Origin of the sequence: Xanthocytophaga flava, from assembly GCF_030068545.1 — a bacterium.
GTDB classification, from domain to species: Bacteria; Bacteroidota; Bacteroidia; order Cytophagales; family 172606-1; genus Xanthocytophaga; species Xanthocytophaga flava.
Genome location: NZ_JASJOR010000001.1, coordinates 1 through 13,301, shown reverse-complemented (window position 1 = coordinate 13,301; position 13,301 = coordinate 1). Strand labels below are relative to the sequence as shown.

The 13,301-nt window shown below is 40.5% G+C and carries 9 protein-coding genes; 8 read left to right on the top strand and 1 reads right to left on the bottom strand.

The annotated features are described in order from the left end of the window. Nucleotides 1–21: 21 nt before the first annotated feature. From QNI15_RS00045 to QNI15_RS00030, 4 genes are read left to right on the top strand one after another with little or no spacing between them, the layout of a single operon-like run. Nucleotides 22–840, top strand: a complete 819-nt coding sequence (locus QNI15_RS00045; RefSeq protein ID WP_314029905.1) for a type IV toxin-antitoxin system AbiEi family antitoxin domain-containing protein — start codon at nt 22–24, stop codon at nt 838–840. Continuing rightward, nucleotides 837–1,628 (top strand): nucleotidyl transferase AbiEii/AbiGii toxin family protein, encoded by a 792-nt coding sequence (locus QNI15_RS00040; RefSeq protein ID WP_314029903.1) that lies wholly within the window; start codon nt 837–839, stop codon nt 1,626–1,628. Before QNI15_RS00045 ends, QNI15_RS00040 begins: the two co-directional genes overlap by 4 nt. Nucleotide 1,629: 1 nt before the next feature. Further along, nucleotides 1,630–4,377: a DUF1156 domain-containing protein gene (locus QNI15_RS00035; RefSeq protein WP_314029901.1), complete on the top strand. Its 2,748-nt coding sequence runs from the start codon at nt 1,630–1,632 to the stop codon at nt 4,375–4,377. 2 nt (nt 4,378–4,379) lie between these two features. After that, nucleotides 4,380–7,700 carry a DUF499 domain-containing protein gene (locus QNI15_RS00030; protein WP_314029899.1) on the top strand — a complete coding sequence of 1,107 codons (3,321 nt, stop codon included), beginning with the start codon at nt 4,380–4,382 and terminating at the stop codon, nt 7,698–7,700. A gap of 23 nt (nt 7,701–7,723) precedes the next feature. On the opposite strand, the gene QNI15_RS00025 is transcribed toward QNI15_RS00030, so the two are convergent. Then, complete coding sequence (locus QNI15_RS00025) at nt 7,724–8,713, bottom strand: helix-turn-helix transcriptional regulator (protein WP_314029897.1); 990 nt, start codon at nt 8,711–8,713, stop codon at nt 7,724–7,726. Between the two features lie 138 nt (nt 8,714–8,851). On the opposite strand from QNI15_RS00025, the gene QNI15_RS00020 reads away from it, so the two are divergent. Genes QNI15_RS00020 through QNI15_RS00005 form a run of 4 tightly spaced genes read left to right on the top strand, consistent with a single transcriptional unit; the run spans nt 8,852 to nt 12,138 of the window. Beyond that, entirely contained in the window at nt 8,852–9,817 is a 966-nt protein-coding gene (locus QNI15_RS00020) for a CBASS oligonucleotide cyclase (RefSeq protein ID WP_314029895.1), read from the top strand. A gap of 10 nt (nt 9,818–9,827) precedes the next feature. Then, nucleotides 9,828–10,343, top strand: a complete 516-nt coding sequence (locus tag QNI15_RS00015; protein ID WP_314029894.1) for an HORMA-1 domain-containing protein — start codon at nt 9,828–9,830, stop codon at nt 10,341–10,343. Continuing rightward, on the top strand, nt 10,343–11,278 hold the full coding sequence (locus tag QNI15_RS00010; protein WP_314029892.1) for an ATP-binding protein: 936 nt from the start codon (nt 10,343–10,345) through the stop codon (nt 11,276–11,278). The genes QNI15_RS00015 and QNI15_RS00010 overlap by 1 nt, the downstream gene beginning before the upstream one ends. Before the next feature lie 23 nt (nt 11,279–11,301). Next, a complete protein-coding gene (locus QNI15_RS00005) occupies nt 11,302–12,138 on the top strand; it encodes a DUF6602 domain-containing protein (RefSeq protein WP_314029890.1) in 837 nt (278 codons plus the stop codon). The last annotated feature ends 1,163 nt before the right edge of the window (nt 12,139–13,301 follow it).

Genomic DNA, 13,301 nt, shown 5'->3' with positions numbered 1-13,301 from the left:
TCGCAAAAAATCTATCTTAGGATGGTTGAACAGAATGACATATCGATCAGTCAATGGTTAGACAGCTTGCTGGCAAAGGGAGCCTATGGCTTTTCAAAAGCAGCCTTGCAGCGAGAAAATCCGGAATACTCCGATATTGCAGTAAAGAGAGCATTGAACCGTTTGAGTACAAAAGGAAAAATATTATCTCTCTACAAAGGTTATTACCTGTTTATTCCGCCACAGTATGCATCCAAAGGTATTTTACCTGTTTCATTATACTTGGATGCATTTATGACGCATTTACAACGGCCATATTATATAGCATTACTTAATGCGGCTGCTTTTCACGGGGCATCACACCAGCAGCCACAAGAGTACTTTGTGATAACTAATTTTCCGGTTTTACGGCCTACCAAAAAGAAAGGAATTAAAATCAACTACATCAGCATCAAAGAAATTCCGCAACTGCTGATCGAAAAAAGAAAAACAGAAGCAGGTTACCTTGCTATTTCAAATGCAGCATTAACTGCTTGTGATTTAATTCAATTTGAAAAACGGGTGGGGGGATTAAATCGAGCAGCCACTGTACTCAACGAGTTGGCTGAAGTAATCAAGCCTAATGATTTTAACCCTATCCTTTTGAAGCATGTTCATGTGACAGCGCTACAACGATTAGGATACTTACTAGAAAGTGTATGCTCCAATTTTACATTGGCTGATGCTTTATTTGAATCGATAGAGAAGGAAAACTTGAGTTTGTTTCGTATTCCGTTAAAAGCGGCCAAAGCAACCAAAGGATATTCATCGGAAAATCGCTGGAAGGTGATTGTAAACACAGAAATTGAAATTGACGAATGATCCCACAATCTTACATAACAGAGTGGAGGCAACAGGTGCCATGGCAATCTAACGAACAGGTTGAACAAGACCTGGTAATTTGCCGTGCCTTAGTTGAAATTTTTTCGGATAGATGGTTGGCAGATAGATTAGCCTTTAGAGGAGGAACAGCACTGCATAAACTGTATTTACAGCCACAACCAAGATATTCAGAAGACATTGACCTTGTTCAGATAACAGCAGAGCCTTTTGGGCCAATTGTAGATAGAATTAGAGAAAGATTGGAGTTTCTTGGTGAGCCAAAGAGAATGCCAAAAGCATATAATTTTACTTTAAATTATCGCTTTGAGTCAGAATTTCCTCCAATTGTAAACCTTAGACTAAAAGTAGAAACGAATACTCGTGAGCATTTTACAGTACTTGGTCTCACTAACTTTCCTTTTGAAGTGCAGTCTTCCTGGTTTGCAGAGAGCTGCAACCTGACTACTTATCGTCTGGAGGAGTTGTTGGGAACAAAACTTAGAGCATTATATCAGCGCAGGAAAGGTCGTGATCTCTATGATATGTATATCGCTCTTACACAAAAGCATGATTTGGATATAGATGCCCTTCTAGAAAGTTATAGGGAGTACATGAAATTCTCAGTAGAAAAGCCACCTACCTCCAAAGAGTATATCCTGAATATGGAAGGAAAAATGCTGGACAGCGAATTTTTGGGTGATACCACCGCCTTGCTTAGGCCAAATGTGCCATACGACCCGCAGCAGGCGTACGAATTAGTAAAAGCAGCCTTGATCGAACGAATTTGATATGACATATACTAAGAAATTAATAGAAGTGGCTTTACCACTCGATATTATCAATGAGGCCTCGGCTTATGACAAGATGCCAGGTATAGGAGCACATCCCAAAGGCATTCACCATTGGTGGGCAAGGCTTCCTTTACCTTCGGCAAGAGCCATTTTATTTGCATCCTTAGTAGATGACCCTTCTGCTCACCCGGATATATTTCCCACTGAAGAATCCCAAGTAGCAGAACGCGGAAGATTGTTTGAAATTATACATAAACTGTGTCAAAAAAAGATTCACACCAAGCAGGAAGTATTTGAAGAAGCCTATCAAGAGATAGTGAAACATTGCAATGGAAAACTGCCTACTATTCTCGATCCATTTGCTGGTGGGGGATCTATACCCTTGGAAGGTATGCGGTTAGGGCTACCTGTACAGGCTTCTGATTTAAACCCAGTGGCAGTACTTATTAACAAAGCACAAATTGAACTTTTACCTGAATTTGCCAATCAAGTTCCCATTAATCCTAATATCCAATCTAAAATAGGATTTACAGAGTGGAAGCTCGGAAAAGGATTGGCGGAAGACCTCCGCTATTATGGCAATTGGATTAACGAAGAAGCAAAGAAAAGAATTGGTCATTATTATCCTAAAGCAAAACATGGAAAAAAAGAAAGTAATGTTGTTGCTTGGGTTTGGTCAAGGACTGTAAAATGTCCAAACCCAGCATGTGGTTGTGATATGCCTTTAATTCGTTCTTTTATTTTAAGCAAGAAAAAACCTAATTTCTACAGCCGCCCTATTATTGAAAGAACATTCAATGGTAATATAATTACAGGCTATGAGGTATTACAAGGCATCCCAGAAGTCAAAGGAACGACAAACAGAAGCGGTGCAACTTGCGTTTGTTGTGACGAACCGGTGAGATTTCCATACATTAGAGAAGAAGGGAAGGCTGGTAGGATTAAAGAAGTACTTATTGCAACAATAATAAATTTTGGTAGGGGTAAAACTTACATCTCACCACAAGAAGGTCACTCTGAGCTTGCAAAATCAGCCAAGCCACAGTGGAAGCCAGAATTTTTAATGGCAATTGAAAATAAGCGAAACTTTCAGTCTCCACTTTATGGAATTGATACATTCGACAAGGTTTTTACCAAAAGGCAACTTTTGGGGCTTTCCACTTTACATGAATTTATCGGTAAAGCTGAATCTAAAATTATTTCTGATGGCGGCATAGTAGATTACGCTAAATCGATTTCAACTCTTCTTGTTATGTCTGCAGATAGAATGGCTGATTTCAATAATGCACTTTGTAGGTGGAATAGTGGAAACGAAAAAGTGATGAATTTGTATGGTCGCCAAGCGGTACCCATGGTGTGGGATTTTGGAGAGGCAAATTTGCTTGGGGACACAGTTGGAGCATGGAAAACATGCTACGAATATGTGGCTGATTGTGTTGAAGTAATATTAACAGTAAAATCCACAAAGCAGTCTGCAAAGCAGTTTAATGCTTCAAAGTATTCATTTTCAGATAAAAATTATTTAATAAGCACTGACCCTCCGTACTATAACAATATTGCATATTCAGATTTGTCAGACTTCTTCTATGTGTGGTTAAGGCATGGGCTTCAAGATAAATATCCCGAGTTGTTAAGTACAATGTTGGTGCCTAAAATGGAAGAGTTAATTGCCGCAGAATATCGTTTTGGTGGTCCAGAAGGAGCTAAAATTCATTTTGAAGATGGATTTAAAGAAACCTTTAAAAATCTAAAACAAGGGATTGACGATAGGTTTCCATTAACAGTTTATTATGCTTTTAAGCAGGATGAAGGTGAAGATATTGAAGATGAAGAAAGCACACTTGAAATTGGGTTGACAACAGGATGGGAAACATTACTTGAAGGTTTAAATTCAGCAGGTTTCCAAATCATAGCTACCTGGCCAATTAAAGCTTCACAGAAGTGGCGCATGGTGGCAATGGGCACAAATTCACTCACCAGCTATATTGTGCTAGCTTGTCGCCCAAGACCTGAGAATGCCCCCTCTATTACAAGAAGGGAGTATTTACAAATACTAAAAAGAGAACTTCCTAAGGCTATTGAGGTTTTGCAAAAAAGCAACCTTGCTCCAGTGGATATGGCTCAAGCTACTATTGGTCCAGGGATGGGTATTTATTCCCGGTTCGATAAAATCATGGAGCAAGATGGAACACCTATGAGTGTTCGCACTGCACTATCATTAATCAATAAAGCATTGGGTGAAATTTTAGCAGAGCAGGAAGGTGATTTTGACACCGAAACTCGTTGGGCATTGGCTTGGTTTGAACAAAATGAATTTGCCGCTGGTGAATTTGGTGATGCTAATGCATTAGCATTGGCTAAAAATACAGCAGTAAATGCATTGGTGCATTCCGGTGTTGTAAAATCAGGGGCAGGTAAAGTACAACTGATTCCGAGAAGTGAGTTATCACCTACATGGGATCCAACAAGGGATAATAAAGTAGTGGTATGGGAAATTACGCAACACCTGATTAAGCAGCTTCAAGAGCATGGCGAAATAGGGGCTGCAAAACTATACAAAAAACTTGGATCCACTGCTGATATTGCCAGGGAACTGGCTTATCATCTATTTACTGTAAGTGAAAAAAAGGGATGGACACAGGAAGCTCAGGCATACAACAGTTTAGTACTCTCCTGGAATCAGATTGTGGCTGAATCATACAATATTAAAGACTCCATTAGTACACAAGGAAAACTTGACTTTTAATTATGGCACTTAGCAATTTAGATAGAGTAAACAAAGGGCTTGATTTGCTGCACAAAGGCTTACTTCCTTATATTATAAAGGAAATGAAGGCCGAATACCAAAACTATTGGGAAATGGAGGCAGCTGAATGTTTCCCGGAAGGTCATCATTCCCGCAACCTCAGTCCCGAGGAATGGGATGTAGCGGCATTGCTTGCTATCATGTTTAAACAATGGAATAAAGTGTTTGGCAAAGTACTAGGTCACTCGGAAAGGTCATGGGTGAGTGAACTGATGGAAATTCGTAAACGGGCAGCTCACCAAAATAAAAATAACGTATTTGATACTGACGATGCGTTCCGTGCCTTGGATAATGTAGAAAGATTGTTGAGTGCCATTGCAGCACAGGAAGCAGAAGAAGCAGACAATCAAAAGAATGAATTGCTTCGGGTACGTTATGAGGAAAATACCCGGAAGAAAACAAGGGCCATTGAAGCCAAGTCAGTGATTGATTCTAGTGCCATTGGGCTCAAGCCGTGGCGACAGGTAATTACCCCACATCCGGATGTTGCATCGGGCAAGTTTCAGCAAGCTGAATTTGCAGCTGACTTGTGGCGTGTGTATCAGGAAGGTGAAAGTGCCGGAGAATATGGTAAGCCTGTTGATTTTTTTAACAGAACCTACCTCACCCAAGGTATTCGTAAATTATTGACAAACACATTAAAGCGATTAAATAGTGAGGGTGGAGATCCGGTGATTAACCTTCAAACCAACTTTGGCGGTGGTAAGACACACTCTTTGTTAGCCATTTACCATTTGTGTTCGGGAGCAAACTTTAGCTCTGTAAGAGACCTTGAAAGTTTTTTCAGCGAGGTAGGGGACTTGCAACCGCCACCAAAAGTTAATAAGGCTGTCCTAGTTGGGAACAGAATCGCACCAGGGGTCACTCATACCAAACCCGATGGTACCAGAGTTCATACACTTTGGGGAGAAATGGCATGGCAGTTAGGAGGGGTAACTGGCTATGAAATGGTAAGAGAAGCGGATGAAAAAGCTTCTAACCCAGGAGACCAACTGGTGCCACTTTTAAAAAAGTTTGCTCCCTGCGTGGTTCTCATTGACGAATGGGTGGCCTACACCCGTCAACTTAAAGAGGATGGAAATGATAGTGGCGGTACCTACGGCACACAAATGTCTTTCGCTCAAGCCCTTTGTGAAGCTGCCAAGACCGTGGATAATGCTTTGGTGATAGTTAGTTTACCTGCTTCTGATATTGAAATGGGAGGCGAAAAAGGAAGACAATCTGCAGCTGAATTAGGGAATATAATTGGCCGGATTGAATCGCCTTGGTCAGCGGCCACCACAGAAGAATCATTTGAAATTGTCACTCGCAGGTTATTTTCTGCTATTGCCGCTAAAGAGCAATTTGCAGAAAGGGATGCTTCTGCAAGAGCATTCGGGGATTTTTATCGCAATAATAAAACAGACTTTCCCAATGAGACGCAGGATAGTAATTACGAAAAGCGTATTAGGGATTTCTATCCTATACACCCGGAATTGTTTGATGCTTTAGCGGAAAGATGGGCAAGTATTCCTCAATTTCAAAAGACTCGGGGGATACTTCGTCTGATGGCTAAGATTATTCACTTTCTTTGGGAAAATAACGACCAAGGTCCGTTGATTCTTCCTGCCAATGTGCCAATGGATGATGCCGAAATTCAGGGTGAATTAATGCGTTATCTGGAAGAGCCGTGGAGAGCGGTAATTCAAAAGGATGTAGATGGTAATAATTCATTACCTAAGCAAATAGACAGCGACTTTCCCAATATTGGTCGCTATTCCGCTACACGAAGGGTTGCGCGAACCTTATTTTTCGGTTCTGCTCCGACGTTCAATGCTGCAAATCGTGGTATTGAAGAACATCGCATAAAATTGGGAGCCATCCTTCCCGGTGAAACTATTCCAACTTTTACTGATGCCCTAAGGCACCTGACCGATAAGGCAACTTATGTATATCATCAAAGCAAGAATTACTGGTACAGTACTCAAAACAATGTCAATAGAACTGCTGAAGAACGTGCAGTTCGCATTATAGACGAAAAAGTTGAAGAAGAAATATTTAACATACTTGCCCAACTGCTCCAACCATCACCAGCTCAACTTAGACGTATCCATTTTATGCCTCAAACGTCAAATGACGTTCTTGATGATATGGATATGAAGTTAGTAGTACTAGGTATAAAGAATCACCATGTATCAAAAGATGGAAATAGTCTCGCCTTCCAAAAAGCCAAAGAAATACTCAATGCCAAGGGTACTTCTCAAAGGGTCTACCGCAACACACTTATTTTCCTGACTCCGGATAAAACTCGCTTGGAAGAGTTAAAGCAAGCAGTAAAATTATACCTGGCCTGGAAGTCAATCGTTACTGATAAGGACTTATTGAACCTTGATCCCTATCAGGCTAATCAGGCGGATAGCAAGCGAAAATCAGGTTTAGAGACCATAAAACTGCGCCTACCGGAAACGTTTGTGTGGATACTAACGCCCTATCAGGAAGTGGGTGGTGCTACTGTGTTATGGGATGAATCAAAAATGAATGGCTCAAATCAAGAAGCTTATCTTAGCAGAGTACTGAAGAAACTTACTACACAGAGCCAGCTGTACAATGATTTTGCTTCTTCAGAACTTCGTATCAACTTGGATAGAATACCACTTTGGCGCGGCAATGATGTATCTATTAGTCAACTTCGGGAAGATTTTGCAAGATATTTATATCTCCCCAAACTCTTATCCGTACACTTGCTTCAACAAGCCATTGAATTCGGTTTGAGTTTAGCTTCATGGCATAAAGATTCATTTGCTTTTGCTGAATCATTTGATGATGAAAATAAACGATACAGGGGATTACGTGCTGGAACTACCACTATGACAAATATGGATGGCAATGGGTTATTGGTCAAAGCTGATATTGCTTTAAATCAATTGGATAGGGAACGTGAAGAATTTGAAGCTAAGAAAAAGGCTAACGCAGGAAGTGTAACATATCCATCTTCTGATAAGGATGAAACAGATACAGACAAAACTACGAATGAACCTATTCTGAAAACTACCAAAAAGACCCGGTTCTACGGCCATATTGAAGCGGATGCGTCTCGTTTCTTCCGTTCAACAGATGATATTGAAAAGGAAATATTGAAACATTTCGTTGCTATCTCTGGCACAGACGTAAAGATTACCATTCATATCGAAGCAAGTAATGAGGCTGGTTTTACTCAGGATATTGAACGTACGATCAGAGAAAACGGAAATACGCTTGGGTTTGTTCAGGTAGAATTCGATTAAGGGGTTAATATTCAAAAAATGCATTATTGCTTTTTGTATAGACTTAATGCAGATTCAAGTTGATGAATAATGCTCTCTCTAAGTGAGGGAGGATCCAATACTTCTACATCAGTTCCGAATTCAAGTATTTTAGCATCCAATTCTTTGTTTAGACAGACATTTAAACTGATTACAATTTTATTCTCCTCTACAGATTCAATTTGTTGGGAGGGATGGATCTTTTTTGTGGTAACATAATTCGCCCTGTTTTTACTGAATCGTAGCCTTACTTGAACTGGGCCAGGTGTGCTTTCTCGAAAGGTTACCCCGAATATTTTTGAGAAATATTCATGAGCATCAAAGCATCTTTGGGGAATATCGAGATTTACGCTGGTAAAACTTTCAATACGATCGAGAGCATAATTTTGAATTTGCTCTCGATCCTTGCTCCAAGCAAACAGAAACCAACGATTGTTAAACTCTTTTAATAGACAAGGACGAATGTCGAACTTTTTTGCTTCTTTGCCATAGGGTTTGTAAGTGAGCTCTAGTGTCTGACCATTTAATATGGTACGATACAGAGGGATAAGATGCTCTCGTCCGGTTAATTCCGATTCATCAAAGAGAATGTGTTTACTGGCGTCAACATTCACCACACTCATTCTTTGTTCTAATCGTAATAACAACTCCTCAAGGCCAGAAAATTCAGGGTTTTTGGAAAGTCGCCTTACCAGTGCGGTAACTTCGTTCAATCCTTCCAGAAAGCTATCGTCAAGCCCTTCAAAAATAGAGTATTCCCTTTCATAATGATAGTGTTGCCATCTGTTACATTTTTCAGGTAAAGGGGCTCCCATTTCATCCCTTAAAAAAGCTATATCGCTTATAATTGTTCTTTTTGTTACATCCGGATCTACCTCCCTACATTTCTCAATCAGTTGTTCACCTGTAAAGGATCGATTCGTCCTTAATAGTCGATGAATGTATAAGACCCGAAGCAACCTCTTTTTGCTAATTGATCCTTCTTTTTTGGGCATATGTAAAATTTTTATTTAAAAGTTATCAAGTGTAATAAATGGGTATTTGATAATGCGAGCTTTGTCTCAGTAATCTGAATAAATATTAGCAAACTCAGTTACTAAAATTCTTAAATAGGTAACTAAATTAGTATACATATGTCAATAACACACGTAAATCATGATGATTTAGTGCAGTTTGCAAAGGAAAAAGTAAATCTGCCAAAAGAACATGCGGATGCTTACCGTGAGCAGGCACAAAGGGTACGGGAAAAAGTGACTACTTACTTAGCTGATCACTCCGACTTTGCCTTAAAAAAGATCCTGTTATCTGGAAGCCTGGCCAAGGGAACCGCGCTTCGGACATTAAATGACATCGACATGGCCTGTTACATCAGTGGCCCGGACACACCAAAAGATATCAGGTCTTTGCTCGAATATCTGGCTGATAAACTACGTAAGGCATTTCCAAATATGAGACCTGAACAGGTTCAGCCCAAAACCTACTCTGTGACAATTTCTTTCCGAGGTACCGGATTGGATGTAGATGTAGTTCCTATTCTTTATGATGGAGATTCGGATTGGTATGGATGCCTGATCAGTCAGGAAGACGGTTCTTTTTTGGAAACCTGTATCCCAAGGCACCTGGAATTTATTCGCAAGCGGAAAGCGATGCAACAGACTCACTTTGTTCAGGTAATTCGTCTGGCGAAATTCTGGGTGCGGAATATGAAAAGTGAACGGACAGATTTTAAGTTTAAATCCTTTATGGTTGAATTGATCATGGCGCATCTACTAGATGCAGGCAAAGACTTTTCAAACTATGTCGAAGGGTTGCAACATTTTTTCACCTATCTGGCCACGAGTAACCTTGATCAGCAGATTGTTTTTGAAGATTACTTCAAACGATCGGCGGTGCCTTCTTTCAACGAAAGAGTTAAGATTATAGATCCTGTGAATCCTAAGAACAATGCCGCCAAACTTTATACCGCTACTCAGGCCGGGGCAATCGTGGAGGCAGCCCTTGATGCGGGGGATGCGATAGATGCTGCATTATCGGCCACTACAAAAGAGAAAACAATTTATTACTGGCAAAAAGTTTTTGGACCATCGTTTCAACTTTAACCCTTATCCTATGAGCTATAGTTTCACAAATTCACAAACACAGACCTTTACCCTGACTCATGCCAAGTACCTGGCGTCCAAGGTGGCGGCGGATCTGAAACGAATGCAGCGATTCTATCAGTATCCTAGTGATGAGGATATTACATCTTATGAAGCCGAGTTAATTGAATACTTAAAGGCTGGCTATTTGAAAGAGGTTACCTATGGTTTCAAGCGTAATGGTGATTGGATTGAACCTTCACTAAGGTATACAGCCAAAGAGTTGGGGGACCTTATTGTGGTAGATGATGATCCGGGTAAAATTCGCCCGGGAGCAAATGTGGAAGGGGCGAGCTTTGGATCCTACTTGATAACAACAGCAGCCTACGATGCACTTTCGCAAAGTGAAAAACAAAACTTTGAAAAGGCATTGCCTTTACAGCGCAATGAAGCTCCTACTCCCGGAATTAACGGCTATCTAAGTGAGGATAAAACCTACGGTGCTGGTGGAAAATCATTAACTCGTTCATCTATAAAAAGCAACTAATGGAAAACATAAAACCTTCTTTTTCAGAATTGTTTGAACAAATAATCAATTTTCCTGATCCGCAGATGCAGCAGCGTCTGAACCTGTTGGTAGGACTTGATCGAACAAAAGAAACTTTACAAAAAATGCTTGCTCTCTTAATAGATCCACTTGGAATTAAGGAGTGGACAGAGAAGCACCATAGGGGGGCAAATAGTATTCTCAGTTTTGTTACCCGTAGACCTCCACTTATAATTCTGGCTGGTGACGTGGGTTCAGGAAAATCAGAATTAGCCACTACGATAGGGGATGTAGTTGCCAGAAAACATGATTTGGACGTTACGCTTTATCCGCTAAGTCTCTCAACCAGAGGTCAGGGCCGGGTAGGGCAAATGACCCAGCTGATCTCATCCGCTTTCGAATACACCCTGGAACGTGCCAAAAAACTCAAATCAGAGTCTGCCAAATCCAAAGGAGCGGTGATATTACTGATTGATGAGGCAGATGCCCTAGCTCAGTCAAGAGAGAATAGTCAGATGCACCATGAAGATAAAGCAGGTGTAAATGCGTTTATCCGGGGCATTGATAGTCTAGGTAATGGAAAATTACCTGCGGCCGTAATAATGTGTACCAATCGGCCCAATGCGCTTGATCCGGCAATTAAACGCCGCGCGGCAGAGATTATTTATTTTGGCAGGCCATCTGACTTAGAGCGGTTCCAAGTGCTGGAACAACCTCTGACAGAGCTTAGCTTTACCTCTGAGCAAATAAACAGGATCGTCGAATTAACAGGAGCACAGAATGGCAAGGAGTATGGTTGTACTTTCTCAGACCTGGTGCAGAGGCTATTGCCTTCTTTTGTTCTGGACGCTTATCCGGACAAACCGGTTGATCCTGACAGAGCTATTGAAATTGCAAAAGACTTCATACCGACTGCACCATTCAAAGAATCTTAACACCATACAATACGCTATACGATATGCCAAGTAAAATTCAATTAAAAGATTTGTTTTTGGGGCTTCAAAATCAGATGACAGCTCAATTAAGTACCAACCGTCAGTTTATTCTGCATCCCGGGTCAAAAGGGGATTCATTGGAGGATACCTGGATTGAGTGGCTCCGAAAGTATTTACCGAATCGGTATTGTATTGATAAAGCCATTGTTATCGATAGTACTGGCACTCTGAGTGATCAAATAGACCTGGTAATTTATGATCAGCAGTATACCCCATTTGTACTCACACAAAATGGGATACACTATATTCCTGCAGAAGGGGTATATGCCGTATTTGAAGTTAAACCCGACCTAAAGGGTTCAGTCGAGGTTAATGGAGAAAGCATTACCTATATTGAATATGCAGGAAGGAAAATAGAGAGTGTAAGAAAACTAAAGCGGACTACAACCTCTATCATTGACAGGGGAAAAAAATATCCACCAAGGCCGCTAACCAAAATATTGGGCGGAATACTAGCCAGTACAAATACAATTGTAAGAAAATCTACACTAGAAGCGCATTTAAAGAATCTGAAAGGTTCGAAGGGTATTGATATGGGATGTGCCGTGGATAATGGTGCTTTTTTTATTGATTATCAAGGTGAGGAAGATGAGCAAATTGCGGATTACATTGAGCGGATCTGCCACTATTATAATTTAAGGTCTGTAAATGCCATAGAATTTAGTAAACCTGATGTTTCACTTGTATCTTTTTTCTTTCAATTACTAAGATATCTGCAACAGAGCATAGGGACCGTTGCTGCTATAGATTTGGGCGAATATTCCCAAGCGATCGAATTTGAAATCGACAAAGAACTTTAATTGATAATTTAGAAAGGTAACAGTAAACAGGGCTGCAATCAATGGCATAACAGCAGCCTTAAGTGAATAAAGAGCGATTTGATCGTTTATGATCTTGTCAAAGCGCAGCAGCAGGATAAGAAGTGTTTGAACGCCTATTGAAACCAATCCCATTATAACAATGGTCCATCTGACTTGGTGACCAGCTTGGCAAAATCAATTTTTATCTTGTTTTCTGAATCGGATGGGTTTTAGTTATGGATATAGGAATCATGGCGGTATCAGTATTAATTCTATTGGATACTGATACCAGTTTTGTACTAGAGACTTCAGGACAAGGCATAAAAACCCATAGTCAAAAGAAACCAAATGTAAGTCAAATATTTGCTATGCACAAAAAATGAAGCCATCTTCAGAGGTGTGTTCGTTTTTTGATTTCTTTGCACCAGTAACTAACTAGATAAACATACCATATATTACCTTTCCATTTACAAGTAGCCATACAACTAATTCTGTACAAGGATCGGTAACAAATATTACCCAGTAACTGGCACAGGATTCACTATCGCAAGCTCAATGAGGCCTGTGAACAGATCGATGCTGGCTTTGAACCTTTGGCTCTTGACAAAATGGCGCTTCGCTGTTTTTCAACCATCTACGTTATCAGCAGGATAATCAAATGATCTGTTATGGCAATGCCAAGCGGCAGCCTAAAAAAGCAGGATAGGTTGAGACTAAGCGGCAGGGTAAAAATGGGGTTGTTTGCCTTCGACTTCAAAAGTCCGCTAAAAAGGCTGGTCTACAAGCCTACCGGGTGGAATGAGTTGATATTCAGGTGATTTTATCTTTTATCGGCCAATGCCATCGGGTGATTAGAATGCTGCCCGAGTGGAAATACTCGGTATGGAAAACGCTTCATCAGGCTGAAAATGCAGCTTTCAGCCTGATGAAGATTGGTAATTCAGTATCATAAGTAAAGACCGTTAAACAAAAGGACTGTTTCGCTTAATTTATATGGATCAGTTTCTTATATGTTAGGGTATTGACCTCCTCCCGCAAAAATGGACCGTAGGGAAGTAGAAAAAATCGGTGATTTTACTTAGTTTACACATAAAGAAAATCGCCATGAAAAAAAGCAAGTTTACTGAAGCGCAAATCGCGTTTGCATTGAAGCAGGCTGAGAG